The following is a 25,498-nucleotide window of genomic DNA, read 5'->3' on the forward strand; positions in this document are numbered from 1 at the left end:
CCGGGCATTAGCGGCGGCCGGCAAGGTCCGCGCTGCCGCTGATGCTGATACGCATGCTGATGCTGGCGTGTTTTCGTTTGCGGGCTGGCAGCATGCGGCGCGGATTTAGTTTGGCTGTGCTGTCGGGGTGAATTGGAGCGATGTCTGCGCCTCGTCGTGAACGTACCTGTGCAAACGGTCAGGTTTGGGCACGTGTTCGCACCAAGATTCCGGCTGGGCGGGGGGCATTGGCGGCTTTTCGGTATCGCCTGCCGAAAAACCTGCGTTTTCGTGTTCTGTAAAACGGTGTTCCCGCTTGTTTGCGGGCGCGCGCTGGCTTATCGGCAACGGCCATGATCTCGACCAACGATATTCGCCGCTCGTTTCTGGAATACTTCGGCTCGAATGGGCATGAAGTGGTCGCCTCTGCGCCGCTGGTGCCGTATAATGACCCGACGTTGATGTTTACCAACGCGGGGATGGTGCCGTTCAAGAACGTGTTCACCGGCCTTGAAACCCGCGCCACGCCCCGCGCCAGCAGCAGCCAGAAATGTGTGCGCGCCGGGGGTAAGCATAACGATCTGGACAATGTCGGCTATACGGCGCGGCACCATACCTTCTTTGAAATGCTGGGGAATTTCTCCTTTGGCGACTATTTCAAGGAGCAGGCGATCCTGCATGCCTGGACGCTGCTGACCAAGGAATGGGGGCTGGCCAAGGACAAGCTGCTGGTCACGGTGTACCATACCGACGATGAGGCGTTTGGCCTGTGGCAGAAGATTGCCGGTCTGTCCGACGACCGCATCATCCGCATCCCGACCAGCGACAACTTCTGGTCGATGGGCGACACCGGGCCTTGCGGTCCGTGCTCCGAGATCTTTTTCGACCATGGCGATCACATCTGGGGCGGTCCTCCGGGGTCGCCGGAAGAGGATGGTGACCGGTTCATCGAGATCTGGAATCTGGTGTTCATGCAGTTCGAGCAGCAGGCTGATGGCACGCGGCTGAGCCTGCCCAAGCCCAGCATCGACACCGGCATGGGGCTGGAGCGCATCGCCGCTGTCATGCAGGGCGAGCATGACAATTACGACATCGACACGTTCAAGGCGCTGATCGCCGCCAGCGAATCGCTGACCGGCGTGCGGGCGCAGGGCGACAGCCGCGCCAGCCACCGCGTCATTGCCGATCACTTGCGTTCGACCAGCTTTTTGCTGGCCGATGGCGTGTTGCCCAGCAACGAAGGGCGCGGCTATGTGCTGCGCCGCATCATGCGTCGTGCCATGCGCCATGCGCATCTGCTGGGGGCCAAGCAGCCGTTGATGCACCGTCTGGTGCCCGCGCTGGTGACCGAAATGGGTGCCGCCTATCCCGAACTGGGCCGCGCGCAGGCGCTGATCCAGGAGGTGCTGGAGCGCGAGGAGACCAAGTTCCGCCAGACGCTGGACAAGGGGCTGAAGCTGCTGGACGAGGCGACCGCCGACATGGGCGAGGGCGCTTCCTTGCCGGGCGAGACTGCGTTCAAGCTCTATGACACCTATGGCTTCCCCTATGACCTGACCGAGGACGCGCTGCGTTCGCGCGGTATTGGCGTGGACAAGGATGGCTTTGATGCGGCGATGGCGCAGCAAAAGGCGTTGGCCCGCGCGGCGTGGAAGGGCAGCGGCGAAGCGGCCGCCGGCGAGGTGTGGTTTGACATCGCCGAGCGTGTGGGGGCGACCGAATTTACCGGCTATACCAGCACCACTGGCGAGGCGCAGGTTGTGGCCATCGTCAGGAACGGCGCCGAGGTGGACACCGCGCAGGCGGGTGACACTGTCACGATCATCACCAACCAGACGCCGTTCTATGGCGAATCGGGTGGTCAGATGGGCGACGCGGGGGTGATCTCGGGTGGCGATGGCTTGGATATTTCGATCACCGACACGGCCAAGCCGCTGGGCCGGCTGCACGCGCACAACGGCACGATCCGGGCTGGTGGCGTCAAGGTGGGTGACGCGGTGGCCTTGGCCATTGATGTGGCGCGCCGTGATGCGATCCGAGCCAATCACTCGGCCACGCATCTGTTGCATGCCGCGTTGCGCAACCGTTTGGGCGCGCATGTCACGCAAAAGGGCTCGATGGTGGCGCCCGAACGTCTGCGCTTTGACTTTTCGCAGCCGACTGGTCTGACCGCCGATGACATCGCCGTGATCGAGGCCGAGGTGAACGCCGAAATCCGCGCGAATAATCCGGTTAACACCCGTTTGATGAGCCCCGAAGACGCGATCGAGGCCGGCGCGATGGCGCTGTTTGGCGAAAAATACGGCGAGGAAGTGCGCGTCCTGTCAATGGGCAGCAAGGCGGCGGGCAAGGACTTTTCGGTCGAGCTTTGCGGCGGCACCCATGTTCGCGCGCTGGGTGATATCGGCGTGTTCCGCATCGTCAGCGAAAGCGCCGTGTCGAGCGGCGTGCGCCGCATCGAGGCGTTGACCGGCGAAGGCGCGCGCCAGTGGTTCGTCACCCGCGAGGAGCAGTTGAAGGCGGCCGCCGCCGCGCTGCGCACCACGCCGGACGAGGTCGAGGCGCGCGTTGCGGCCTTGCTGGACGAGCGCAAGAAGCTGGAGCGTGAGCTGGCTGAGGCCAAGAAGGCGTTGGCGCTGGGTGGCAGCGGCGGCGCGGCGCAGGCGGCTGATGAGACGATTAACGGCGTGACCTTTAGCGGTCAGGTGATCGAGGGGCTGGACGCCAAGGAATTGCGCGGCCTGCTGGATCAGGCCAAGCAGCGCATGGGCAGCGGCGTGGCCGCGATCGTCGCTGTGAACGAAGGCAAGGCCAGCATCGCGGCCGCCGTGACCGAGGATCTGACCGCCAAGGTCAGCGCCGTCGATCTGGTGCGCGCGGGCGTTGCGGCGCTGGGTGGCAAGGGCGGCGGCGGTCGCCCGGACATGGCGCAGGGCGGCGGGCCGGATGGTGACAAGGCCGCCGATGCCATCGCCGCGCTGCGGGCGGTGATCGCTGGGGCATGATCGGGCGTTGGGCCTTTGGTACGGCGGCGCTGATGTTGGCGCCGTCCGTACAGGCCCATGTGACGCTTTCGCCCGCGCAGGGCGTGGCGGGCGCGCGTCAGGTCTATGTTGTGCGCATGCCCAATGAACGGCGCGTCGATACGGTCGCGCTGGATCTGCAAATTCCCGCGGCATTGCGTGTGACGGGCCTGCAACAGGCGCCCGGCTGGACCTTGGTGATTGATCGCGATGCCACCGGAGCGATCGTCGCGGTACATTGGACCGGGGCGTTGCCTCCTGATCAATATGTTGAATTCGGGCTGATGGCGGTCAATCCCGCGACGGCGGCAGAGTTGCGCCTGTCGGCCAGGCAAACCTATGCCAATGGCGAGGTCGTGGCGTGGAATGGCGAGGTGGGGAGCCGCACGCCCGCCCCGCGCGTGACGATTGCAGCGGTCGCCGCACCGATGGATCATTCCGGCCATTGACGCCGGGGCCTGGTGGCGGCGATGATGCGATCGCCGCGCGATGGGGCGGCCAAATGATGGGGGATTTGCCATGATGTTGTGGATGTTGGCAGCGGTGGCGGGGATGAGCGATCCGCAGTTTGACGCCGCGCGCAGCCGCGCGCCCGCCGATGTGGTCGCGTTCATTGACCGATGGGAGGGCTGCAACCATTGGGGTGGTGAGCCTGTGCCCGACAAGGATGTGGACCCGCAACAACAGCGCGCCAAGCAGATCGAGCGCATGTGGAAGAAGGGGCGCTGTGACTATGTCCGCGCCGATTTCAAGGTGTTGCGCGCCAAATATCGCGCCAATCCGCGTATTGCCCGCCTGTTGGCCGAGGTGCGCAGCCGCTACGATTGACGGCGCGGGACGGGGCGGGCGCTGCCCCGCCGCTACTCCAGCCGATCGCGCAGGGAACTGCTTTTCAGCTTGGGCTTTTCGCTTAAGCCCCCTTCTTCCATGATCGTTTCGCGGAATTCGTCGCGCTTTTCATGGATCGAGGCGATGACAAAGCCCATCGGCACGCCCAGCTCCACCAGCGCCGCCTCGGACAATTGCAGCGAGGCCTCCAGCGCCTCTGGAATGGCCTGACTGGCGCCGGCCCGATACAGAGCGGCCGCATGGACCGAATCGCGCGCGCGGGCCAGAATCGGCAGGTCCGGGTGCAGCGCGCGCAGTTTTTTGACGATGCGCTGGGCCGCGCGCGGCTCGTCCATGGTCAGGATCACCGCCTGCGCGCGCTCCAGATGCAGCCGTTCGATCACATGGGTGGCATTGGCATTGCCAAACATCGCCGCATAGCCCGCCCGTACCGCGCTGCGGATCAGATCGGGGTCGGTGTCGATGCCGACATAGGACTTGCCATGGGTGGTCAGCATGTCGGCCACCAGCCGCCCCACCCGGCCAAAGCCGATGATGACGGTGCGCGGCGCGTCGCTGTCGCCGGCCGTGTGGGCGTGGCCATGGCCGTCGACCCGGCGTGCCAACCGCCGCCCGACCCATGCCAGCGCGGGTGTCACCGTCAGGCCCAGCGCCGTGACGATCTGCCAGAACTGGCCGGTGCCGGGCTGGATCAGGCTGGCGCTGCCGGCTGCGGCCAGCACGATCAGCGTTGATTCCGAAGGCGATGACATCAGAATGCCGGTTTCTGTCGCCGCGCCCGCGCGCATGCCGGTCAGGCGCAACAGCCCCGCCGTCACCACCGCCTTGACCAACAGCACCGCTATCGTTGCGCCGACAATCGCCAGCCAGTTGGCCGCCACCATCGTCAGGTCGATGCTCATGCCGATGGTGATCAGGAACACGCCCAGCGCCAGCCCGCGAAAGGGGGCGATCAGGCCCTCGACCTCGGTGTGGTATTCGGTTTCGGCGATCAGCAGCCCGGCGATCAGCGCCCCGACGATGGGCGACAGGCCCACCCCCGCCGTCACCAGTGCCGAGACGATCACCACGATCAGGCAGGCCGAAAGGAACAATTCCGGGCTTTTGGTGCGGGCGGCCTGTGCGAACAGGGGCGGCAACAGATAGCGGCCGAACACCAGCAGCGCCAACACCACCAGCAGCCCCAGCCACAGCGTATGCCACATGGCGTCCAGCCCGCCCGCCGCATTGGGGGCCAGCGCGCCCAGCAGGAAGATGATCGGCACCAGCGCCAGATCCTCGAACAACAGCATCGAAAGCGCCGCGCGCCCCACCGGCGTTTGCGTCCCCGCGATCGGCAGCACCAGCGCGGTCGAACTCATCGCCAGCGCCAGACCCAGCCCGACCGCGCCCGGCACTGCCTCTCCGGCAAAGGACAGGGCAAAGCCGATCAGCCCCGCCGCCACCAGCAATTCGGCCGCGCCCAGCCCGAACACCTGTTTGCGCATCGCCCACAACCGGTCGAACGACAGTTCCAGCCCGACCGAGAACAACAGCAGGACGATGCCAAATTCCGCAAAGGGATCAAGGCTTTCGGGGGAGGATATGGTGATATAGGCCAGCCACGGCTGATCAAACACATAGCGCCCCAGGCCATAGGGCCCGACCAACAGGCCCACCAGAATGAAGCCGATGACCGGCGTGATGCGCGCGCGCGCAAAGACCGGGATGACAATGCCAGCCGCGCCCAGAATGACAAGCGCATCGCCCAGAGGCGAGGAGGGGACAAACACAGGATGAGCCATGCCCGCCAGCCTGCGGCAAGGGGGCAGGCGATGCAAGGCGCGCCTGTGCCGAATTGGCGCGGGCCTATGGCATTTTTACCCAAACGCCCTGCTCCGCCGCAAAGACACGGTGAAATAACGCTTTTGTGGCCGGGCATCTGTGATACACTCGGCCGATAATAATCATACATTGTGAGGATGCATGCGGCGCTTGGAGAAGATTCTCCGGGTGGTGGTGCCCGGACGCGGTTCCGGGCTGGCCCCCGTTCTGTCTGGATTGTTGCTGGCGGCTTTGCCGTGGCCGATGGCGGTTGCGCAGGCAACGCCGGCGGGCAATGGGCTGGTGCGCGCGGTGCCCGCCGCGCCGGTGGCTTCGGGCGCTTTGGGCGCGGATGCGGCGACATTGGTGCAAAGCGCGCGTGAATTGCTGATGGCGGGCAAGCATGCCGAGGCGCTGGCCCAGATCGCGCCGGTGCTGGCCGATGCTGCCACGCGCACCCATGGCCGCGCGGCCTATTGCGCGCATGATCAGGTTGAGGCGCTGACCTATATGGGCATGGCGCCGCAGGGGGCAACGGCGGACATTCTGCCGGGGGATGACTGTGACGCGTTGTATTTGCGCGCTTTTGCCCTGACCGAGATGGGGCAGCGCGCCGATGCGGTGGCCGCTTTGGAGCAACTGACGGCGCTCTCGCCCGCCTATCCGCAGTATTTTGTCGAGCTGGGCTTTGCCTATCGCCGCGCCGGGCAGCCGCAAAAGGCGATGGCCGCCTATCAGCAGGCGCGCCAGATTGTTGATGACTCAGGCCGGGCGGCGCAGTTTGGCGGCTATCGCGCGGCGGCGCTGCGCGGCATCGGTTTCCTGTTGTTCGACGCCAAGGATTGGGACGGGGCAGAGGCTGCCTATCGCGCCAGCCTGAAGGATGATCCCGACAGCCGCGTGGCCGCGTCCGAACTGGCGCTGATTGCCAAGAAGCGGGCCGCCGCCGTGGCGGTGACGGTGGCGCAACCGGGGGCCTGATTCGCACCTCTTCGCAGGCAAAAGGCCGGTGGCGCGTTTCCCGCGTTGCCGGCCTTTTGCTGTGCGGGCGTTATGTGCGTCTAGATGCCTCGATAATGCTATCATTGACAACAAAAGCACGCGCCGCCTGCGCCCCCGCCGCCCAAACAAAAAGGGCCCCGGTTTCCCGAGGCCCCCATTGTGTTCAGCCAAAGGCCAGGGCGATTACGCCCAGTTGGCCATCTCGGCTTCCAGGTTCTGCACGATGGCTTCGAAGAAAGCCTCCGTCGTCAGCCAGCCCTGTTCGGGGCCGATCAACAGCGCCAGATCCTTGGTCATTTTGCCGCTTTCGACGGTCTCGATGCAGACGCGCTCCAGCGTCTGGGCGAACTTGACCACGTCAGGCGTGTTGTCAAAACGGCCGCGATAGATCAGGCCGCGCGTCCAGGCAAAGATCGAGGCGATCGGGTTGGTCGAGGTCGCCTTGCCCTGCTGGTGCTGGCGATAGTGGCGGGTAACGGTGCCGTGGGCGGCTTCGGCCTCGATGGTCTTGCCGTCGGGCGACATCAGAACCGAGGTCATCAGGCCCAGCGAGCCAAAGCCCTGCGCCACGGTGTCCGACTGCACGTCGCCGTCATAGTTCTTGCACGCCCAGACGAACTTGCCCGACCACTTCAGCGCCGAGGCGACCATGTCGTCGATCAGGCGGTGTTCGTAGATGATCCCGGCGGCGTCGAACTTTTCCTTGAAACCTTCGGTGGCGAAGACTTCGGCGAACAGGTCCTTGAAGCGGCCATCATACTTCTTGATGATGGTGTTCTTGGTCGACAGATACACCGGCCAGCCCAGCGACAGGCCATAGTTGAACGAGGCGCGGGCGAAATCGCGGATCGAATCGTCCAGGTTATACATCGACATGGCAACGCCAGCCGAAGGGAACTTGAACACTTCGCGGTCGATCACTTCGCCGTTGTCGCCTTCCCACACCAGACGCAGCTTGCCCGGGCCCGGCACCAGGAAGTCGGTCGCGCGGTACTGGTCACCAAAGGCGTGACGGCCCACCACGATGGGGTCGGTCCAGCCCGGCACCAGACGCGGCACGTTGCTGATCACGATCGGTTCGCGGAACACCACGCCGCCCAGGATGTTGCGGATCGTGCCGTTGGGCGACTTCCACATTTCCTTCAGGTTGAATTCTTCAACGCGGGCTTCGTCCGGGGTGATGGTGGCGCACTTCACACCGACGCCATACTGCTTGATCGCATTGGCCGAATCGATGGTGATCTGGTCGTTGGTCTCGTCGCGCTTTTCCACCGACAGGTCATAATACTTCAGGTCGATGTCGAGATAGGGCAGGATCAGCCTTTCGCGGATCCACTGCCAGATGATCTTCGTCATTTCATCGCCGTCGATCTCGACGACGGGGTTGGCAACCTTGATCTTGGCCATGTTCTTTACTTTCCCCGGGGTGGATGAATGCAGCCCCCTTAGCAGACCGGGAAAACAGCGCAAGTCAGCGGGAAACCGGGGGTGCAAGGTTATTTTTGCTGCTGCGAAGCCTTAGCAATAGGTGCGGAGGCGGCCGTGGCGGGCCGCCCCTGTCACAAGCGTCAGGCCGCTGATCAGGCGCCGATCAATGCGGCGCTCAATCGACCTGCCCGCAAGGGCTGGCCCGCGCGCAGAATCCGCCCCGCCAAACGCCACAGCCGCCCGTCACCGGGGTTGTCATGGGCGTGCGTCAACAGCATGTCCCATGCCTCCCGCGTCAAGGCATCGGGCGCATACAGGGCGCGTTCGATCACCCGGCGGCGCACATAGGCTGCCGCTCCTGCGCCGAAAATCCCATCCAGTTCATCCACTTGCGGCAGGCATGAATCATTGCCCACCGGATCACGCCACCCATCCAGCCGCGCGCGGTGACACAGCCATGCCACGCCCGCATTATAGGCCTGCGTGATCAGATGGCGGTCGGACACCTGGCCCGGATAGACCCGATAGGACACCAGCGGATCGGCCAGATTGGCCATGCGCGTGACTTGTGACAGGCGCAGCCACAGGTCGTAATCCTCGGCATGGGCAAAGGCGGGGCGATAGCCGCCCGCATTCAGCACCAGCGCGCGGGCATAGATCACCGCATTGTGGTTCAGTGTCGGGCGCAGTTCCAGCGCGTCGATCAGACCGGCATGCGTGGTGGGGCGGACAATCGGCGGGCGGGCCAGCGGGGCCCCATCCGGGCCGATCGTCGCGCATTCGGTGCCGATGATGCCATGGTCCGGATTTTGCGCCAGAAAATCCATCTGGCGGGCAAAGCGTGTGGGCGCGCACAGATCATCGGCATCCATCCGCGCCACCCATGGCGCGCGGGCCAGATGCAGCATCTGGTTCAAACTGGCCACCAGCCCACGGTTTTCGCGCAGGATCGGGCGGATGCGCGGATCGCGGGCCGCCGCGTCCAGAATGATGGCCGGCGATTCGTCGGTTGACCCGTCATCAACGATCAACAGTTCGAAATCGCCAAAGGTTTGATTCAGGATCGAATCAATCGCCTGCCGTACATAGGGACCAGCGTTATACACGCTCATCGCCACGCTGAGCGGTGGTGCGGCGGGGTTGCGCAAAATGGGCATGGCGGGGGCGGCTCCGGTGTGCAGCCCGCAGGGCGGGCCAAAGGCTGGCGTTCGGTCCACGCGTTGCCGGGCCAAAGGCGGCAGGCAAAACGCGGCATGGAACCCGCCGGTCACCAGGCATGCCGGACAGGCCGGATGCGGTGCTACACGCGGATGGATCGTTGGGGGCGGCGAAGGCACGAACGCAATAGCGCGCCGTTTCAACCCGTTATGCCTGCCATGTCATAAGAAGGGGGAGGAAATGGTGGGCGTAGGAAGGATTGAACTTCCGACCCCTGCGATGTCAACACAGTGCTCTACCACTGAGCTATACGCCCACGCTATTTCGTCTCTACCGAGGCGGGATGTTTCGTCCTCGCCGGGTAGGAGGCGGCCTCTAGTCCGACTTCTCGTGCTTGGCAAGCACCCTTTTGATCGGAAATGCGATTTTTTGTTACTCTCCTGAAATGCCTGTGGAAAACCCATAGGCGGCGGTTCAGATGCTGGCCTGCGAGGGCTGGCCAAAGACGCGCTGCACCTCCAGCACCAGATCCTTCAGGTGAAACGGCTTGGACAGCACCTTGGCCTGCGGGGCCTCGCGGCTGGCTTTGAGCGTGACAGCGGCAAAGCCGGTGATGAAGATCACCTTGGTCGCGGGCGACACCTCGGCGCAGCGCTGGGCCAGTTCGATCCCGTCCATCTCCGGCATCACGATGTCGGAGAGCAGCAGGTCGAACTTCTGCTGCTCCAGAAAGGGGAGGGCCGCTGTGCCGCGATCAACCGAAACCACTTCGTAACCGGCGTTTTCCAGCGCGCGGCTGAGGTAGGTGCGCATCGCGGCGTCATCTTCGGCCAGCAGAATTCGGATCATCGGGCTCGTGCCTCTCATTGCGTGTGCTGTCGGTATAACGCCAATCGTAAAGACTTTCTTGCGTGTTTTTCGGCCTGCCCCTGTTTGGAACAGCCCCTCATGCCGGTAGTAAACAGGTGGCGTTAACGTGGCCGCCCGGTGACGCTTTGTCGGGGGCCGGGCAATGCGCGAAAAGACCAGCACAGCGCCGGTTTTTGACTTGGGAACCAAAGCGGGGCAGGTTGTATCGATGCAGACCCCACCGCCGCCGGGCGCGCCTGAACACAGCTTTGTCTCCCCCGGTCTGGCCCTGCGCCAGAGTGATGGTGGGTGGATCGCGGGCGCGGAAGGCGCGGCCTATGCCCTGCACGCGGCTTCGGCCAGCGCGATTCCCGTGCTGATCGCGGTGCCCCATGCCGGGCGCTGTTACCCGGCCGATGTGCTGGCGCGGTTGCGGCGGCCCGAAATGGCGGCACTGCGGCTGGAGGATCGACTGGTCGACCGGATTGGCGAGGCGGTTGCGGCGCAAACCGGGGCCAGCCTGTTGGTGGCGCGGGCGGCGCGCGCGGTGATCGACCTGAACCGGGCCGAGGATGACATTGATTGGGACATGCTGGGCACAGGCGCACCGCGAAATGGCCAATTGCCGGGGCTGACGCCGGCGCTGCCGGGGGCGGCGATGATGGGCAATGGCCGTGCTCGTGCGGGGCTGGGTCTGGTGCCGCGCCGTGTGCCGGGGCTGGGCGAATTGTGGCAAGGCCGCCTGTCGCCCGAGGAATTGGCTACGCGAATCAACGGGATACACCGCCCCTATCATGCCGCGCTGAGCGCCGCGCTGGAGGATATCCGGGTGCGGTGGGGGGCGGCGCTGTTGATCGATCTGCATTCGATGCCGCCGCTGCCTGCGCCTGTCGGGCAGGGCGGTGGAGCGGCCGAACTGGTGCTGGGGGATCGCTTTGGCGCCAGTTGTTCGGGCGCGCTGATCGCGACCGCCTTTGCCCGGGTCGCGGCCTGCGGGCGGCGGGCGGCGCATAACCGGCCCTATGCCGGGGGCTATGTGCTGGATCGCCATGCCGCGCCGCGCCGGGGCATCCATGCCTTTCAGGTCGAGATCTGCCGCGCCACCTATCTCGATTCGCGGTTGGTGGATTTGGGGGCGGGGTTCGATTCGGTGGCCGGGATGGTGGCGGGAATCGTCCGCTCGCTGGCCGAAGAGGTGGCCGTGATCGGCGCCCGCGCCACGGGTGGCAGCCTGTCGCAGGGGTGGGCGGACGCGGCCGAATAGGCGCGTCCAGCACGGGAAAAACCCCGGGAAATGGCGTATTTCCGAACCGTTTGAAAAGAACCACCCCGCGCATAGGGTGCGCGAGGTGGCCAAGGTTCAGGGAGGAGGTGCAAGTGATTGCACCAGCCCGCTCGCCACCATGAGGGAAGTAACGAACGGACGCTCATGTCTTACGCTTGCGTCCCGGTGCTGGCAACCCCCGCCATGGGGGCAGAGTGTCGCAAATTGTAGGCGCAGAATACAAAACCCCGCCAAACTGCAACAGTTTGGCGGGGCTGTGTGAAGCGTAGCGCTACGGTGTCAGGCCGGTAGCCTGTGCCGCAACATGGCCGGTTCAGGCGGCGGGAATCGCCACCTGCGGCTGGGGCATCTTGCCCTGCTGGATCTGACGGCCGAACACGTCGCGCATCAGTTCCAGGCTGAACAGGTGGGCGATCAACAGCGGCAGGAAGCCCGACTGGTTCCAGCCACGCAGCACATCGCCGCGCACGTTCTGCAGCTTGTTCTGGTCAACCATCAGGAAGCCGCGATACACGAAGGGCTGGTCGTTGCCTTCCTGCTGGATGGCCACTTCGCCGTCGATCAGCAGTTCGTGCTTCTTCAGCTCTTCGACGAAAGCGGCGGTGCGCATGCCGGCTTCCTCGAACTGCTCGCAGAACTTGAGCATGCCCTGGGTGGTTTCGGTGGCGGTTTCGCCGTCGAACAGGGGCGCGCCATCGCCATCCTCGCCCAGCAGGCCGCTGGTCGGGTCAAAGCACAGCGACAGTTCCTGCGCGTCCGGCGTCAGCTTGGCCAGCAGGAAGGGGTAGCGGCGGGCATAGGCGGGGACATAGACGTTCTCGATGAACTTGCCCTCGTCATCGACGAACACGTTCACGCCTTCGTTCAGGCCCATCAGCGCCAGCGGCACCGGCTGATCGCCGACCGAGAAGACGATCGGGAAATTGCGCTGCGCCTGCGGGAATTCCTCAACCGTCAGGGGGATGGCGTGCTGACCGACCAGCCACGAGGCCTTGTCGGTGGTGTGGCTCTTCCAGGTGGCGTGGTCCCGGCTGTTCAGCGGCACCAGATCGTTGTAGAACAGCGGCAAATTGGCGTTCTGCGGCGCGCTGGCCATAAACTCGTCTCTCCATTGGCGCGCTGGGTCCGAATAAGCCCAAAATCCGCGCGGGTTACATCGCGCACGGCTTTAGGCGCTGGACGGCATCGGCGCAAGCACTAGCCGCGTGACGGTTCAGCCCTTGGTCAGCTCATGGTCCAGCGGCACCAGCTTGCCCGGATTGAGCAGCCCCAGCGGATCAAGCGCCTGTTTGACGGTGCGCAGCACGGTGACGCTGGCCGGATCGGACAGGCGGGCCAGTTCGGCGCGCTTGAGCTGACCGATGCCGTGTTCGGCGCTGATTGATCCACCCCATTCCACCACCAGATCATGCACGCGGGTGCTGATCGCCGCGCCATCACCCGCCTCCCACATGGCGGCATCGGCGCCGGCGGGGGCCAGAATGTGGAAATGCACATTGCCATCGCCCAAATGGCCAAAGGCCACCGCGTGACAGCCGGGGAACTCGGCCTCGATCGCGGCGCTGGCGTGGGTGATGAAATCGGGCATGCGGTCCACCGGCACCGAAATGTCGTGCTGCTTGGCCGGGCCCTTGGACCGCTCGGCCATCGGCACCGTTTCGCGCAAACCCCAGAACGCCTCGGCCTGAGTCTCGCTGGCGGCGATCACCGCATCGTCCAGCAGCCCCGCCTCGAAGGCTTCGGCCAGCATCGCCTCGACCCGCTCGTTCAGGGTGTCGGCGCTGGCGCGGTCGGCCACCACCTCGATCAGGGCGTACCACGGGTGACGGCCCTGCAACGGGTGGCGCATGTCGGGGGCATAATCAAACACCGCGCTCAGGCTGGGATCGGGGATGACCTCGAACCCTTCCAGTGCCTCGGCCACGGCGTTTTCACAATGCAGCATCAGACGGCGAGCGGCCTGAATGCTCTCCACCCCGGCCCATACCACGCGGCGATCGGCCAGCCCCGGCACCAGCTTCAGCGTGGCGGCCGTGACAATGCCCAGCGTACCTTCGCTGCCGATGAACAACTGCTTTTGGTCGAAACCACGGTTGTCCTTTTTCAACGGGGTCAGCGAATCAAGCACGCTGCCATCGGCCAGCACCACCTGCAGGCCCAGCACCTGCTGGCGCATGTTGCCGTGGCGCAGCACCTGTGTGCCGCCCGCATTGGTGGAAATCAGTCCGCCCACCGTGGCCGATCCCTTGCCCCCCAGCGTGAGGGGGAAACGAAGGCCGGTGGCCTCGGCGGCGGTGTGCAGGTTTTGCAGGACAACCCCCGCGCCGCAGGTGACCTGACGGTTGTCGACATCAACCGGGCCAATGGTGGCCATCCGCCGCAGCGAAAGCAGCAGCGCATGGCCGCCACCATCGGGTGTGGCGCCGCCCGACATGCCCGAATTGCCGCCCTGTGGCACAACGCAAACGCCATATTGGCTGCACAGCCGCATCAGCGCGGCCACTTCGCCCACATCGGCCGGTTGCGCCAGCGCCAGCGCCGCGCCCTGATAGCGCCCGCGCCAATCGGTCAGCCATGGCGCCATCAGATCGGCGTCCACGGTCAAACCGCGCGGCCCCAGCAGGGCGGCGGCTTCGGCCAGAAAAGCGGCAGGATCGGCGGGCGAGGGGGCGTAAACGGTGGTCTGGGTCATGGCGCGCCTATGCCACAGCCGGGCGGGTGGGGCCAGTGGGGCGCAGGTTCAGCCACGGTTCAAATTGTGGCAAGGATAAGGCAGGCCACAGGGAACGCATAACAGTGAGGTCGCAAACGACCGTCAACGGCAAGCCCCGCAATGGGGGCGCCGCGCGATGGTCGAGGCAGGTCATGACGGATCAACACACATCTTGGCGGGCGCGCAGGGCGTCTTGGCGGCGGGCAAGCGCTGTGGCGTTGGCCGGGGGCCTGATGGTGCTGGCGGGATATGCGCATGGCGCGGTCGAAATGCCGCTGGCGCAGATCGGCGCTGTGGCTGATCCTTTGCCCGACGCGGCCACATCCGCCCGGCAGGTGCATGTCGAGCAGCGCATCACCATCCGCGTCGCGCCGGGCCCGGTGATGCCGTTCAACCCCGTGATGCCGATGCGTCCCCCCGAACCCGATCCGCGCCGATTGGCCCGTCCGATCGGCCGCTGTGTGCCTGCTGCCGCGATTGTCGGGGTTATCAGCGATGGCAGCCATGTGTTGAGCCTGATGCTGCGCGATGGCCGGAGGCTGGACGCCTTGCTGGACAAGGTGTGCCGGGCGCAGGATTTCTATTCCGGCTTTTACATTGAGCGTAACGCCGATGGGCAGGTGTGCATCAACCGTGACCGGTTGCGCGCCCGCAGTGGCACTGATTGCCATATTCGCGGCTGGTCTCAACGCTGAAACGCGCGCGGTTTTGCCAATTTGGCGGTGATAATGGCGGTTTTTGCGGCGATGATGTCACGCCGTCGTGCCGAAATGGCGCGGATGTGCCGAATTTCTTGACTTTTGCCCGGCAATTTGGCTTAGGCCAAACGCCCGCGCTGCTGTTTTCGGGTAGTAGCAGCGATTGTCGCACCTCCCCAACGGGCTGGATGGTGCCATCCCCTTATTTCCGGATTACCATAAACGCCATGAGTTTCGCCGATCTCGGCCTGTCCGACGAATTGCTGCAAAGCGTTGTTGCCGCGGGATATGACACGCCCACGCCCATTCAGGCGCAGGCGATCCCCAGCGTGTTGATGATGCGCGACCTGATCGGGATCGCGCAGACCGGCACGGGCAAAACCGCCAGCTTTGTGCTGCCGATGATCGACATTCTGGCGCATGGCCGCCGCCGCGCGCTGATGCCGCGCAGCCTGATTCTGGAGCCGACCCGCGAATTGGCCGCCCAGGTCGCCGAGAATTTCGAGAAATACGGCAAAAACCATGATCTCAAGATGGCGCTGCTGATTGGCGGCGTGCAGATGGGCGATCAGGTCAAGGCTTTGTCCGAGGGCGTGGACGTGCTGATCGCCACGCCGGGCCGGTTGATGGACCTGTTCGAGCGGGGCAAGATCCTGCTGACGGGGTGCAACCTGCTGGTCATCGACGAAGCCGACCGCATGCTGGACATGGGCTTCATCCCCGACATCGAGAACATCTGCACCAAGCTGCCGGCCCAGCGCCAGACGCTGTTGTTCAGCGCCACCATGCCGCCGCCGATCAAGAAGCTGGCCGACCGCTTCCTGAGCAATCCCAAATATATCGAGGTTGCCCGCCCGGCCAGCAACAACACCAGCATCGCCCAGCACAAGGTGAAATGCGGCAGCAAGCAGAAGCGCGAATTGCTGCGTCACCTGCTGCGCACCGACAATGTCAGCACCGCGATCATTTTCGCCAACCGCAAGACGACCGTGCGCGAACTGGCCAAGAGCCTGAAGCGACACGGTTTTGCCGCTGGTGAAATCCATGGCGACATGGACCAGTCCAGCCGCATCGCCGAACTGGACCGGTTCAAGGACGGTTCGATCAGCATTCTGGTGGCGTCAGATGTTGCCGCGCGCGGTCTGGACGTCAAGGGCGTCAGCCATGTGTTCAATTTCGACACGCCGTGGCACCCGGATGACTATGTCCACCGCATCGGCCGCACGGGTCGTGGCGGGGCGACGGGCCGGGCCTTTACCATCTATACCTCCGAAGACGCCGAAGCGATCGCCAATGTCGAGAAGCTGACCGGCAGCCCGATCCCTGAAATCACCGTCGATTTTGACGGTAAGGGTGAGGAAAAGGGCGTGCGCCGTCAGGGCCGCGAGGACAAGCCGCGTGAGGACCGTCCCCGCGAGGAACGCCCCCGCGACGAGAAGCCGCGTGAGGAACGCAGCCGCGACCGTGGCAACCGCCGCGACCGTTCGCGCGCCGAGCCTGTTGCCGAAACGCCGCGTGCCGAGGTGGAGAGCGTTGCGCCGCGCAGCGAAACCCGCACCGAGCGGCGCGCGCGCGATGAACGCAACGACGCCCATGTCGAGCGTTCGGACCGCCGCTATGGCCGTGACGACCGTTACGAACAGCCCCGCCGCGAGCAAGAGCGCAGCCGTGGCCGCTGGCGCGACAACGACCCGCCGTCAAAGCCGGGCGAATGGAACGGCCCGATCCCCGAATTCCTCGGCGTGTCGGCGCTGGTGTGATCACCGCGCCGCAAGGCTGAAAACACGAAAGGCCGCCTGTTACCGGGCGGCCTTTTCCGTTTGGGGCTGGGGCTTTATCGCCGGCTGCTCCCACGCGGCAGCAGGCGGACGGGGACGCGCTGTTTTTCGTTGGGCTTGTCCGCGATGACCGACAACAGGCGGTCCACCAGCATTTCGCCCGCCGCCTGAAAATCCGGTTCGACCGAGGAGAGGGGAGGCGCCGAGTGCATCCCCGCCTTGATCCCGTCAAACCCGACCAGCCCCACCTGTTCAGGCACGGCAATCCCCTGTTCGCGCAGCACGTTCAGCGCCCCAAGCGCCATTTCGTCGCAGCAGGCAAAGATCGCGTCAAACGGCTCGCCCGAGCGGATCAGTTGCACCGCCGCGCGGCGGCCCTGTTCCTCACGCGTGTGGCCTTCCTCGAACCGGGCGAGGCGCGGCTTCAGCCCATTGGCGACCATGCATTCGGCATAGCCCTCATAGCGCTCCCAGAACTGCCGCTGGGCCGAGGTTTCGGACGCGATGCAGACGATATCGCGATAGCCCGAATCAAGCAGATGTTCGGTCGCCATGCGCGCGCCGCCGTGGTTGTCGGATCGGATCCAGTCCAGATCCTCATGCGGGCTGCCCCAGCAGACCAGATGCGCCCCGCTTTGCCCCAGTGTGTGGAAATAGTCCCACGCGGGGCGATTCTCGCTGGTGCCGATGACGATCAACCCGTCCGCCTTGCGCTGCTCCTGATAGAGGCCCCACAAACGGTCGGGAGCGCCCTGAAAGCTGACCAGCGTTTCGTGCCGCCGGCGTGACGCCGCTGCGCAGACGCTGCCCAGTAGGGCGTAATGGAAGGGGTTGAAACTCTTGAACTCTTCATCCGGGCGGCAGACCACGACCACCGCCAGCGTGCCCGTTTTGCCGGTGCGCAGGCGGGCCGCGTTCTCGTCCACATGATAGTTCAGCTTGGCAGCGGCGGCCGCGACGCGGGCGCGTGTCGCCTCGCTCACCACCGGGTCACCGGCCAGCGCGCGGCTGACGGTCGACTGGCTCACCCCCGCCTCGGCGGCGACGTCGAATGACGTCACGCGATAGCGCCGCTTGGCCGGGTCGGCCGCTGCGGCGCTGAACGGGGTCTTGATCGAGATGTCGCTTTCGTCCGCCATGGTTTTGTCTTGTCAGCAGCTTGGGCAAAATGTCCAGAGGGCATCGCGCCGTTGCGGTGCCTTTTGGGGAAGAAATCTGCGGGTTTGCGCTGTCCTCTCCGCGATGGTCTTACACTGCGCCCAGCCCGCCATCCAGCCGGATTTCACTGCCGGTGACAAAGGCGGCATCAGGGCCGGCCAAATAGAGCGCGGCGGCGGCGACTTCGGCCGGGGTGCCGATGCGGCCCATCGGCAATTGCCGCCCCAGCCGGGCGCGCAAGGCGTCGGGTGCCATGGTGGGGGCAAAATGGTCCAGCATCGGCGTGTCGACATAGGCGGGGATGACGCAATTGGCGCGCACGGGGTGGCCGGCCTGTGCCTCGCCCACGGCGATGGCGCGGGTCAGTGCCCACACCGCCGCCTTGGCCGCGCCATAGGCGGCCAGTTCCGCCCGCGCCGAAAACGCCGCCGAGGAGGCCATGTTGACGATGGCCGCGCCCCCCGCCAGCCCCGCGCCCGCGCCGCGCAGCAGCGGCAATGCCATGCGGCAGCCCAGAAAGGTGCCTTCGACATGGACGGAAAAAGTGTCGCGCCATGTTTCCAGCGCCACCTCGTCAAACCGGCCGCCGCTGGCGATACCGGCATTGTTGACCAGAATGGCCAGTCCGCCCAGCGTCGATTGGCACAGGTCCAGTGCGGCGGCCCATTGCGCCTGATCGGTCACGTCCAGCCCGCAGGACAGCGCCGAGGCGCCAATCGCATCGGCCGTGGCGGCGGCGGCGGCGGCATCGATATCGCTGCACAACACCTGTGCGCCCTGCGCGGCCAAGGCAGCCGCGATCGCCGCGCCGATCCCGCCGCCAGCCCCCGTTACCAGCGCGGCGCGTCCCGCCAGTTTCACCGCGCCGTGCCCAGAATATGCGGGGCCAGCAGCATCAGGATTTTGACGTCGATCGCATCGCCCATAGCCCTGCGCGCGGCGATGAATTGCGGGATATGGGCCAGCGCGACGCGGTGGGTGATGATGTTTTCATCGTCCACGCCGCCGCCCGGCCCCACCCGCGTCAGGTCATGCGCGCGCAGCAGGGTAAAGCTTTCCGTGACCATGCCGGGGCTGGAATAAAAGTCCCCCACCACCTCCATCCGGGCGGCGCGATAGCCGGTTTCCTCTTCCAGTTCGCGGTTGGCTGCTTCGGTGGCGTCCTCGTCGGCGCTGGCGGCCACGTCGCCCACCAATCCGGCGGGCAGTTCGATGCAATTGCGGCCCAGCGGCACGCGGAATTGTTCGACCAGCAGGACGTGGTCATTGGCATCCACCGCCAGAATCACGGCGGCGCGGATGTTGCGCGCGCGGCTGACATATTCCCAATTGCCGCGCTGTTTGGTGGTGATGAAGCGGCCCTGCCACACCACTTCCTCCTGCGCGCTGCGCCAGGTCTGGGTGATCGGGGCGTCATGCGGGGTGGGGGTGTCGGCCATGCTTGGTCCTGTCGCTGAACGTTCGGGCGTCCTGCATAACCGCTGCGGGGCGAGGCGCAACCATTCTGCGCCTTGGCGGCGGTTGCGGAGGGCCGGCGGCTGTGGCAGACCGGCGGCAGGGTTAACGAGGCTTTAAGGGGGCGCCCATGTTGCAGGAATTCAAGACCTTTATCGCACGAGGCAATGTGCTGGATCTGGCGGTCGGTGTGATCATCGGCGGCGCATTTGGCAAAATCGTCGCGTCGCTGACCGATGATGTGCTGATGCCGATCATTGGCAAGGTTACCGGCGGCATCGATTTTTCGTCGAAATTTGTGCTGCTGGGCGATGTTCCGGCCAGCTACACCGGCTCGCTGACCGATTACGCCGCGCTGAAAAAGGCGGGCGTGGCGATGCTGGGTTATGGCTCGTTCATCACGGCGGTTATCAACTTTCTGATCATGGCCTTTGTCATCTTTCTGATCGTCAAGGCGGCCAACAAGGCCACCGAAAAGCCCGCCGCGCCCGAGGCACCGGCCGCGCCCGCTGGCCCCAGCGAGATCGATCTGCTGACCGAGATCCGTGACGCGCTGAAGAAATAAGCGGCGTCATTTCAGCTAAATGGGGAAGGGGGCCATCGCGCCCCCTTTTCTTTTTGGCGCACAGGCCTATATGCGGTTCTGCCGGTTTCGACCGGATATGGCGATAAACTGCGGCGTGCAATAGGCGCAGCGGACCCGGGGGCGGTACCCGGCGGCTCCACCATCACCACCCGGAATTTTGGCCGGGGCCCTGTTGTCGCAGGGGTGTTGACGGGGCCGAACTAGGATCGACGTGTGTTGAAAAACGCTGTTTTCGCCCGGGCTGAGTAACCCGTTCAAGGCTCAAAACTCATAAGTGCCAACGACAACGAAGCACTTGCTCTGGCTGCGTAATTCTAGGACCTAACGGTCTGAAGTTACAAATACAGAACACGGTTGAACCCACCGGGTAACAGAAGGGAATTCGGGGGCCCGGGGGTGCCTAGCAACAGAAACCCCCACCTTTCCTGACATGGATGGTTGATCGGCTGGGCGGGAGTTCACGTCTGGGCCAGATACGCAAAAGCCGGACGCTGTGGTCCGGCTTTTGCAGTGGGATGGGGTATGCTGCGGGCGAGGGAATCAGGTGGCGGTTTGGGCCACCACGGCCTGCGCGTCGCGGGCCCGTTCGAACTTCAGACAGTCCAGCACCTTGCCACCGGCCATGAACACCGCGCCGGTACAGGCCAGAAACAACAGCTTGCCGCCGAAACCGGGGAACTGCGTCAGATAGACCTGACCCCGCTGAACCGCGCCCGTCGCCAAGGCGAAGATCACCATATAGGCTTCCAGGTTGGTCTTGATGACGAACAGGCGTTTGATCTTTTTCAGCATCACATCCTCGAACAGCTCCAGATCACCGTCGCACCGGCCTTGGTCTGTGACTCGTTTTTGTGGTGTTTGCCCCTAGGTTGCAAGCGATAGGTAATGGGTTGTTAACCATGTATTGTCCGCATTCGGGACAAATGACCCTGCCTGTGCCATGGTGGTACATGAAACACCCGTTACAGGCCGATGTCCGCAACCCATTGCGCGGCGTGCCGCATTGCGGCATAATGGCGCCGCACCTCCTCCCCGGAAGTCCCCTTTTGCTGATCGGTCATGGCATACGCCATGGGCCGCAGACCCTATGGTGAGACAGATGAACGGAATGGAGATGCGCGGCGCGCTGACAATCGATCGGGCGCTGGCGGAATTTATCGAAAATCAGGTGCTTGCTCCGCTGGGGCGGGATGTGGCCGGGTTCTGGGCGGGCTTTGAAGCGTTGCTGGCGGACTTTGTTCCGCGCAACCGGGCACTGTTGGCGCGGCGCGATTCGCTGCAGGCGCAGATCGACGCGTGGCATGATTCCCGTGCAGGTCAGCCGTTCGATTCGGCGGCCCATCAGGCATTCCTGCGCGAGATTGGCTATCTGGTCGATGCGCCCGCGCCCTTTGCCATCGGCACGCAAAACGTCGACGCCGAAATCGCCTCCATGGCCGGGCCGCAATTGGTCGTGCCGGTGCTGAACGCAAGGTTCCTGTTGAACGCTGCCAATGCGCGCTGGGGCAGCCTGTATGACGCGCTGTATGGCACCGACGCGCTGAACGCGCCCGCGGCCGCGCCCGGTGGCTATGACCCGGCACGCGGGGCGGCGGTGATCGCCGCGGCCAAGGCGTTTCTGGATCAGGCCGCGCCTTTGGACGGGCTGTCATGGGCCGATTGGCAGGGGGTGAGTGCCGACGTGCCCACGCCGCCGCTAGCCGATCCCACGCAATTGGTCGCGATGCGGGGCGATGGCCATCGCGGCGCTCTGTTGCTGCGCCACAACGGTCTGCACATTCAGGTGACGATTGACGCCACCGTGCCGATCGGCGCGACTGACCGGGCCAGCATTGCCGATGTCGCGCTGGAATCGGCGTTGACCACCATCGTCGATCTGGAGGATTCGGTCGCGGCGGTCGATGCGCAGGACAAATTGGCCGCCTATGCCAATTGGCTGGGCGTCATTCGCGGAGATCTGGCCGAAACCTTCAGCAAGAATGGCCGCACCATCACCCGCGCGCTGGCGCCCGACCGGGAATGGACCACGGCGGATGGGGCCAGGCTCAGCCTTGCGGGGCGGAGCCTGTTGTTCGTGCGCAATGTCGGCCATCTGATGACCAATCCGGCGATCCGCCTGTCCGATGGCGGCGAAATTCCCGAAGGCATCATGGATGCGGTCATCACCAGCGCCATCGGCGCGCAGGATCTCGCGGGGCTGGGCCGCTATCGCAACAGCCGGACCGGCAGCATCTATATCGTCAAGCCCAAGATGCACGGGCCAGAGGAATGCGCCTTTACCAATGACTTGTTCGACGCGGTGGAGGATCTGCTGGCGCTGCCGCGCCACACGGTCAAGGTGGGCGTGATGGACGAAGAGCGCCGCACCAGCGCCAATCTGGCGGCCTGCATCCATGCGGTGCGCGACCGGATCGTGTTCATCAACACCGGTTTTCTGGACCGCACGGGCGATGAAATCCACACCATGATGCGCGCCGGCCCCGTCATCCGCAAGGCTGCGATCAAGGGCAGCGCGTGGATCGCCGCCTATGAGGCGCGCAATGTGGGCATCGGGCTGGGCGCGGGCCTGTCGGGCCGGGCGCAGATCGGCAAGGGCATGTGGGCCGCGCCCGACATGATGGCTGACATGATGGCGCAAAAGATCGCCCATCCGCGCGCCGGGGCCAATACGGCATGGGTGCCTTCGCCCACCGCCGCAACGTTGCACGCGATGCATTACCACCAGTGCGACGTCTTTGCCCGTCAGGCAGAACTGGCGGTCGAACCGGTGCCGGGGCTGGACCCGCTGCTGACCATCCCCTTGGCCACCACGCGCCCTTCCGCCGCCGAGATCGAGGAAGAACTGGACAACAACGCGCAAGGGTTGCTGGGCTATGTCGTGCGGTGGATCGATCAGGGCGTGGGCTGTTCCAAGGTGCCCGATATCCACGATGTCGGCCTGATGGAGGACCGCGCGACGCTGCGCATCTCCAGCCAGCATATGGCCAATTGGCTGCTGCATGGCTGGGTCAGTCGCGATCAGGTGATGGCCGCGTTGAAGCGGATGGCGGCCAAGGTGGACGCGCAAAATGCCGCCGACCCCAGCTATGAACCGATGGCCGGGCGCTGGGACGAGAGTTTCGCGTTTTTGGCGGCGTGTGATCTGGTGTTCAACGGTGTGGATCAGCCCAATGGCTATACCGAACCATTGTTGCACGCCTGGCGCGCCAAGAAAAAGGCCGCTTTGGCACTGGCGCAATTGCAGGCTGCCGAATGAATATTCGCCGCAATTAACCGAGGAATAAGCATCAATACCTAATGCTGCCCCTGCGTGCATGATACGTCATGCATCAGGGGCAGAAACAGGTGACGGTGTGACAACGGGCAAGCAGCGACGCGAGGCACGGACCAAGGTGCTGATCCGCGCGCGCCTGCGTGCCGGAGGGCCAGACCATGACGCCTGCGTGATGGATGCTTCGTCGCACGGGATGCTGGTGACCTGCGCCCGGCCGCCGGCGCGCGGCGAATATGTCGAATTGCGCATCGCTGGCGACAGCTATGTTGGCCATGTCGAATGGGCGGGCGAGCGGCGCTTTGGCCTGACGCTTTACGATCCGATTGACGTGACGCGGCTGGCCTCTGGGGACTATGCGCCACGGCCGCGCGCGCGGGCCATGCCGGTGTTGGCCTCGGTCGCGCCGGTACATGCGCACCGCCCCGACGAGGACGCCGAACGCGCCCGCCAATGGGGCCGCCGGATCGAGTTCGGCTTTGTCGCGGGGGCCAGCATGGCGGCATCGCTGTTGGTGGCGCAGATCGTCGCCGATCAGTTGCAGGTATTCCAGACTGTCACCACCGCGATTGCCACCGGCAACGCGCACGCGCACTAAGGATCAGGCGGCGGTCAATATCCGCGCGATGGCGACGAATTCGGCCACGCTGAGTGTTTCGGCGCGGCGGGCCGGGTCGATCTCCAGCGCCTCCAGCGCGGCCAGCGCGCCGGGCATCCCCTTCAGGCTCTGCCGCAACATTTTGCGCCGCTGGCCAAAGGCTGCCTCGGTCACGCGCTCCAGCACGCGGGCGCTGACGCCTTCGGGCATTTCGCCGGGCACGACATGGACCATCGCGCTCATCACCTTGGGCGGCGGGGTAAAGGCGCTGCGATGCACCTTTAGCGCGATTTTCGGCGTGGCGCGCCATTGGGCCAGCACCGCCAACCGGCCATAGGCATCGCTGCCGGGCGCCGCGACGATGCGTTCGGCCACCTCCAGCTGGAACATCAGCGTCAGGCTGGACCATCGCGGCGGCCAAGCCTCTCCCCCCATCCAGCCGGTGAACAATTGCGTGCCGACGTTATAGGGCAGGTTGGCCAGAATGGCATAGGGTTCGCCGGGGAACAGGCTGTCGGCGGGCACCTTGGTGGCGTCGCCCTCGATCACCGTCAACTGGCCGGGGAAGGCCGCCGCCAGATCGCCCAGTGGCGCCATGCAGCGCTTGTCCATCTCGATCGCGGTGACGCGGGCCCCGGCGCGCAACGCGGCGCGGGTCAGGCCGCCGGGACCGGGGCCAACCTCCAGCACATTGGTGTCGCGCAAACGGCCCGGAATGGCGGCGATGCGGCCCAGCAATTGCTCGTCAAACAGAAAGTTCTGGCCCAGCGCCTTGGACGCGAACAGGCCGTGGGCGTTGATTACCTCTCGCAAGGGCGGCAGGTCGGGCAGGTCGGTCATGCGTTTGCCTTTTGCGCGGCGCGGCGGGCGGCGCATTGGCCCGCCATGCGGATGGCGGCGATGGTGGCGCCCGGATCGGCCAGACCGCGCCCCGCGATGGCAAAGGCGGTCCCGTGGTCAGGGCTGGTGCGGATCACCGGCAGGCCCAACGTGGTGTTGACGCCATTATCGAAATCCAGCGCTTTCAACGGGATCAGCGCCTGATCGTGATACATGCAGATGGCCACGTCAAAACTGGCGCGGCTGCGCGGGGCGAACATCGCATCGGCAGGATGCGGCCCGGTGGCATCGATCCCCATGGCGCGCAGCCGTTCGACCGCCGGGGCGATGATGGCTGCGTCCTCATGCCCCATGCGGCCGTCTTCGCCCGCGTGGGGGTTCAGCGCGGCGATGGCCAGACGCGGCGCGGCAATGCCGAAATCGCGCTCCAGCGCCGCCGCCGTGATCGCCGCGCGGCGCAGGATCAGATCGCTGGTCAGCATCGGCGGCACAGCGGACAGCGCGACATGTACGGTGATCGGCACCGTGCGCAGCGTGGGGCCGGCCAGCATCATCACCGCGTCATCGGCGGCCACGCCACAGGCGTCAGCCACGCATTCGGTCTGTCCCGGATAGGCAAAGCCCACGGCGGCCAGATGGGATTTGGCAATCGGCCCGGTTACGATCGCGCCCGCCAGTCCGTCACGGGCCAGCGCGGCGGCGTGGTTCAGCGATGCCAGCGCCAGCAAGGCGCCATCGCGGGAGGGCGCGCCGGGGGTGTAATCGCCATCCGCATCGCCCAGCACCGGCAGGGCATGGGGGAACACGTCTGCCGCTTGCGCCGGATCGGTGATGATCTGCACCGGCAGGGCAATCCCGCGTGTGGCGGCCGCCGCCTGCAACAGGCGCGCGCCACCCACCGCCATGAACGGCGCCAACCCCTGCGCCTGTCGCGCATGCCATGCCGCGCCGATCAGTTCCGGCCCAACCCCCGCCGGATCGCCCAACGAGAGCGCCAGCGGGGTGGGCATATCGGGTGCCGTCAA

General features: G+C 65.2%; 22 protein-coding genes, 1 tRNA gene and 1 other RNA gene. 11 read left to right on the top strand and 13 right to left on the bottom strand.

Going from position 1 to position 25,498, the window contains the following annotated elements; translation table 11 throughout:
• Window positions 1-332 precede the first annotated feature (332 nt).
• The 3 genes from alaS to GTZ99_RS03335 all read left to right on the top strand — a co-directional run bounded on the left by alaS (window position 333) and on the right by GTZ99_RS03335 (window position 3,830).
• Window positions 333-2,984, top strand: a complete 2,652-nt coding sequence (alaS, locus tag GTZ99_RS03325) for an alanine--tRNA ligase (protein WP_161716841.1) — start codon at window positions 333-335, stop codon at window positions 2,982-2,984.
• The gene (locus GTZ99_RS03330; protein ID WP_161716842.1) at window positions 2,981-3,451 is read left to right on the top strand and encodes a DUF1775 domain-containing protein; all 471 of its coding nucleotides are present in this window, start codon (window positions 2,981-2,983) and stop codon (window positions 3,449-3,451) included. Before alaS ends, GTZ99_RS03330 begins: the two co-directional genes overlap by 4 nt.
• Before the next feature lie 70 nt (window positions 3,452-3,521).
• Window positions 3,522-3,830: a hypothetical protein gene (locus tag GTZ99_RS03335; RefSeq protein WP_161716843.1), complete on the top strand. Its 309-nt coding sequence runs from the start codon at window positions 3,522-3,524 to the stop codon at window positions 3,828-3,830.
• Window positions 3,831-3,862: 32 nt separating this feature from the next.
• Here GTZ99_RS03335 and GTZ99_RS03340 read toward each other — a convergent pair whose 3' ends face one another.
• Window positions 3,863-5,635 carry a cation:proton antiporter domain-containing protein gene (locus GTZ99_RS03340; protein ID WP_161716844.1) on the bottom strand — a complete coding sequence of 591 codons (1,773 nt, stop codon included), beginning with the start codon at window positions 5,633-5,635 and terminating at the stop codon, window positions 3,863-3,865.
• 190 nt (window positions 5,636-5,825) lie between these two features.
• On the opposite strand from GTZ99_RS03340, the gene GTZ99_RS03345 reads away from it, so the two are divergent.
• The gene (locus tag GTZ99_RS03345; RefSeq protein ID WP_161716845.1) at window positions 5,826-6,635 is read left to right on the top strand and encodes a tetratricopeptide repeat protein; all 810 of its coding nucleotides are present in this window, start codon (window positions 5,826-5,828) and stop codon (window positions 6,633-6,635) included.
• A 204-nt stretch (window positions 6,636-6,839) separates the two neighbouring features.
• Here GTZ99_RS03345 and GTZ99_RS03350 read toward each other — a convergent pair whose 3' ends face one another.
• The 4 genes from GTZ99_RS03350 to cpdR form a co-directional block, all read right to left on the bottom strand.
• Window positions 6,840-8,063: an NADP-dependent isocitrate dehydrogenase gene (locus tag GTZ99_RS03350; protein WP_161716846.1), complete on the bottom strand. Its 1,224-nt coding sequence runs from the start codon at window positions 8,061-8,063 to the stop codon at window positions 6,840-6,842.
• A gap of 173 nt (window positions 8,064-8,236) precedes the next feature.
• Window positions 8,237-9,301, bottom strand: a complete 1,065-nt coding sequence (locus GTZ99_RS03355; RefSeq protein ID WP_161716847.1) for a glycosyltransferase — start codon at window positions 9,299-9,301, stop codon at window positions 8,237-8,239.
• Window positions 9,302-9,483: 182 nt separating this feature from the next.
• Window positions 9,484-9,558 (bottom strand) — tRNA-Val (locus tag GTZ99_RS03360).
• A gap of 158 nt (window positions 9,559-9,716) precedes the next feature.
• Window positions 9,717-10,091, bottom strand: a complete 375-nt coding sequence (gene cpdR, locus GTZ99_RS03365) for a cell cycle two-component system response regulator CpdR (RefSeq protein ID WP_161716848.1) — start codon at window positions 10,089-10,091, stop codon at window positions 9,717-9,719.
• A 229-nt stretch (window positions 10,092-10,320) separates the two neighbouring features.
• Here cpdR and GTZ99_RS03370 point away from each other — a divergent pair, with 229 nt between their 5' ends.
• Window positions 10,321-11,355: an N-formylglutamate amidohydrolase gene (locus GTZ99_RS03370; RefSeq protein WP_161716849.1), complete on the top strand. Its 1,035-nt coding sequence runs from the start codon at window positions 10,321-10,323 to the stop codon at window positions 11,353-11,355.
• Window positions 11,356-11,689: 334 nt separating this feature from the next.
• On the opposite strand, the gene GTZ99_RS03375 is transcribed toward GTZ99_RS03370, so the two are convergent.
• Both GTZ99_RS03375 and GTZ99_RS03380 read right to left on the bottom strand, forming a co-directional pair.
• Window positions 11,690-12,472: a SapC family protein gene (locus GTZ99_RS03375; protein ID WP_161716850.1), complete on the bottom strand. Its 783-nt coding sequence runs from the start codon at window positions 12,470-12,472 to the stop codon at window positions 11,690-11,692.
• A gap of 117 nt (window positions 12,473-12,589) precedes the next feature.
• Window positions 12,590-14,068, bottom strand: coding sequence for an FAD-binding oxidoreductase (locus GTZ99_RS03380; protein WP_161716851.1), 1,479 nt, complete (start codon window positions 14,066-14,068; stop codon window positions 12,590-12,592).
• A 254-nt stretch (window positions 14,069-14,322) separates the two neighbouring features.
• Between GTZ99_RS03380 and GTZ99_RS03385 the strand changes: the two genes are divergently transcribed.
• Complete coding sequence (locus GTZ99_RS03385; protein WP_161716852.1) at window positions 14,323-14,784, top strand: hypothetical protein; 462 nt, start codon at window positions 14,323-14,325, stop codon at window positions 14,782-14,784.
• Between the two features lie 230 nt (window positions 14,785-15,014).
• Window positions 15,015-16,547 carry a DEAD/DEAH box helicase gene (locus GTZ99_RS03390; RefSeq protein WP_161716853.1) on the top strand — a complete coding sequence of 511 codons (1,533 nt, stop codon included), beginning with the start codon at window positions 15,015-15,017 and terminating at the stop codon, window positions 16,545-16,547.
• 74 nt (window positions 16,548-16,621) lie between these two features.
• On the opposite strand, the gene GTZ99_RS03395 is transcribed toward GTZ99_RS03390, so the two are convergent.
• The 3 genes from GTZ99_RS03395 to GTZ99_RS03405 all read right to left on the bottom strand — a co-directional run bounded on the left by GTZ99_RS03395 (window position 16,622) and on the right by GTZ99_RS03405 (window position 19,162).
• Complete coding sequence (locus GTZ99_RS03395; RefSeq protein WP_161716854.1) at window positions 16,622-17,704, bottom strand: LacI family DNA-binding transcriptional regulator; 1,083 nt, start codon at window positions 17,702-17,704, stop codon at window positions 16,622-16,624.
• 109 nt (window positions 17,705-17,813) lie between these two features.
• On the bottom strand, window positions 17,814-18,584 hold the full coding sequence (locus GTZ99_RS03400) for an SDR family oxidoreductase (protein ID WP_161716855.1): 771 nt from the start codon (window positions 18,582-18,584) through the stop codon (window positions 17,814-17,816).
• A complete protein-coding gene (locus GTZ99_RS03405; RefSeq protein ID WP_161716856.1) occupies window positions 18,581-19,162 on the bottom strand; it encodes an NUDIX hydrolase in 582 nt (193 codons plus the stop codon). Before GTZ99_RS03405 ends, GTZ99_RS03400 begins: the two co-directional genes overlap by 4 nt.
• Before the next feature lie 146 nt (window positions 19,163-19,308).
• Here GTZ99_RS03405 and mscL point away from each other — a divergent pair, with 146 nt between their 5' ends.
• Entirely contained in the window at window positions 19,309-19,743 is a 435-nt protein-coding gene (gene mscL / locus GTZ99_RS03410) for a large conductance mechanosensitive channel protein MscL (RefSeq protein ID WP_161716857.1), read from the top strand.
• 41 nt (window positions 19,744-19,784) lie between these two features.
• Window positions 19,785-20,149, top strand: a transfer-messenger RNA (tmRNA) gene (ssrA, locus tag GTZ99_RS03415).
• Window positions 20,150-20,304: 155 nt separating this feature from the next.
• Here ssrA and GTZ99_RS03420 read toward each other — a convergent pair.
• Window positions 20,305-20,556, bottom strand: coding sequence for a hypothetical protein (locus GTZ99_RS03420; protein ID WP_161716858.1), 252 nt, complete (start codon window positions 20,554-20,556; stop codon window positions 20,305-20,307).
• Window positions 20,557-20,863: 307 nt separating this feature from the next.
• Between GTZ99_RS03420 and GTZ99_RS03425 the strand changes: the two genes are divergently transcribed.
• Together GTZ99_RS03425 and GTZ99_RS03430 are read left to right on the top strand one after the other, a co-directional pair.
• The gene (locus tag GTZ99_RS03425; protein WP_161716859.1) at window positions 20,864-23,020 is read left to right on the top strand and encodes a malate synthase G; all 2,157 of its coding nucleotides are present in this window, start codon (window positions 20,864-20,866) and stop codon (window positions 23,018-23,020) included.
• A gap of 97 nt (window positions 23,021-23,117) precedes the next feature.
• The gene (locus GTZ99_RS03430; RefSeq protein WP_161716860.1) at window positions 23,118-23,633 is read left to right on the top strand and encodes a PilZ domain-containing protein; all 516 of its coding nucleotides are present in this window, start codon (window positions 23,118-23,120) and stop codon (window positions 23,631-23,633) included.
• A 3-nt stretch (window positions 23,634-23,636) separates the two neighbouring features.
• On the opposite strand, the gene rsmA is transcribed toward GTZ99_RS03430, so the two are convergent.
• Both rsmA and pdxA read right to left on the bottom strand, forming a co-directional pair.
• On the bottom strand, window positions 23,637-24,464 hold the full coding sequence (gene rsmA, locus GTZ99_RS03435; protein WP_406818577.1) for a 16S rRNA (adenine(1518)-N(6)/adenine(1519)-N(6))-dimethyltransferase RsmA: 828 nt from the start codon (window positions 24,462-24,464) through the stop codon (window positions 23,637-23,639).
• A gap of 5 nt (window positions 24,465-24,469) precedes the next feature.
• A complete protein-coding gene (gene pdxA / locus GTZ99_RS03440) occupies window positions 24,470-25,483 on the bottom strand; it encodes a 4-hydroxythreonine-4-phosphate dehydrogenase PdxA (RefSeq protein WP_161716862.1) in 1,014 nt (337 codons plus the stop codon).
• Window positions 25,484-25,498: the final 15 nt, after the last annotated feature.

The organism is Novosphingobium ovatum, from assembly GCF_009909235.1.
Classification (GTDB): domain Bacteria; phylum Pseudomonadota; class Alphaproteobacteria; order Sphingomonadales; family Sphingomonadaceae; genus Novosphingobium; species Novosphingobium ovatum.

What these genes read in the sequence shown, in the direction of transcription:
- GTZ99_RS03340 (WP_161716844.1), bottom strand. Translation starts at nt 5,635, where the DNA reads ATGGCTCATCCTGTGTTTGTCCCCTCCTCGCCTCTGGGCGATGCGCTT.
- GTZ99_RS03395 (WP_161716854.1), bottom strand. Translation starts at nt 17,704, where the DNA reads ATGGCGGACGAAAGCGACATCTCGATCAAGACCCCGTTCAGCGCCGCA.
- GTZ99_RS03335 (WP_161716843.1), top strand. Translation starts at nt 3,522, where the DNA reads ATGATGTTGTGGATGTTGGCAGCGGTGGCGGGGATGAGCGATCCGCAG.
- GTZ99_RS03405 (WP_161716856.1), bottom strand. Translation starts at nt 19,162, where the DNA reads ATGGCCGACACCCCCACCCCGCATGACGCCCCGATCACCCAGACCTGG.
- GTZ99_RS03330 (WP_161716842.1), top strand. Translation starts at nt 2,981, where the DNA reads ATGATCGGGCGTTGGGCCTTTGGTACGGCGGCGCTGATGTTGGCGCCG.
- pdxA (WP_161716862.1), bottom strand. Translation starts at nt 25,483, where the DNA reads ATGCCCACCCCGCTGGCGCTCTCGTTGGGCGATCCGGCGGGGGTTGGG.
- GTZ99_RS03420 (WP_161716858.1), bottom strand. Translation starts at nt 20,556, where the DNA reads ATGCTGAAAAAGATCAAACGCCTGTTCGTCATCAAGACCAACCTGGAA.
- GTZ99_RS03375 (WP_161716850.1), bottom strand. Translation starts at nt 12,472, where the DNA reads ATGGCCAGCGCGCCGCAGAACGCCAATTTGCCGCTGTTCTACAACGAT.
- alaS (WP_161716841.1), top strand. Translation starts at nt 333, where the DNA reads ATGATCTCGACCAACGATATTCGCCGCTCGTTTCTGGAATACTTCGGC.
- mscL (WP_161716857.1), top strand. Translation starts at nt 19,309, where the DNA reads ATGTTGCAGGAATTCAAGACCTTTATCGCACGAGGCAATGTGCTGGAT.
- GTZ99_RS03385 (WP_161716852.1), top strand. Translation starts at nt 14,323, where the DNA reads ATGGTGCTGGCGGGATATGCGCATGGCGCGGTCGAAATGCCGCTGGCG.
- cpdR (WP_161716848.1), bottom strand. Translation starts at nt 10,091, where the DNA reads ATGATCCGAATTCTGCTGGCCGAAGATGACGCCGCGATGCGCACCTAC.
- GTZ99_RS03425 (WP_161716859.1), top strand. Translation starts at nt 20,864, where the DNA reads ATGAACGGAATGGAGATGCGCGGCGCGCTGACAATCGATCGGGCGCTG.
- GTZ99_RS03390 (WP_161716853.1), top strand. Translation starts at nt 15,015, where the DNA reads ATGAGTTTCGCCGATCTCGGCCTGTCCGACGAATTGCTGCAAAGCGTT.
- GTZ99_RS03370 (WP_161716849.1), top strand. Translation starts at nt 10,321, where the DNA reads ATGCAGACCCCACCGCCGCCGGGCGCGCCTGAACACAGCTTTGTCTCC.
- GTZ99_RS03380 (WP_161716851.1), bottom strand. Translation starts at nt 14,068, where the DNA reads ATGACCCAGACCACCGTTTACGCCCCCTCGCCCGCCGATCCTGCCGCT.
- GTZ99_RS03350 (WP_161716846.1), bottom strand. Translation starts at nt 8,063, where the DNA reads ATGGCCAAGATCAAGGTTGCCAACCCCGTCGTCGAGATCGACGGCGAT.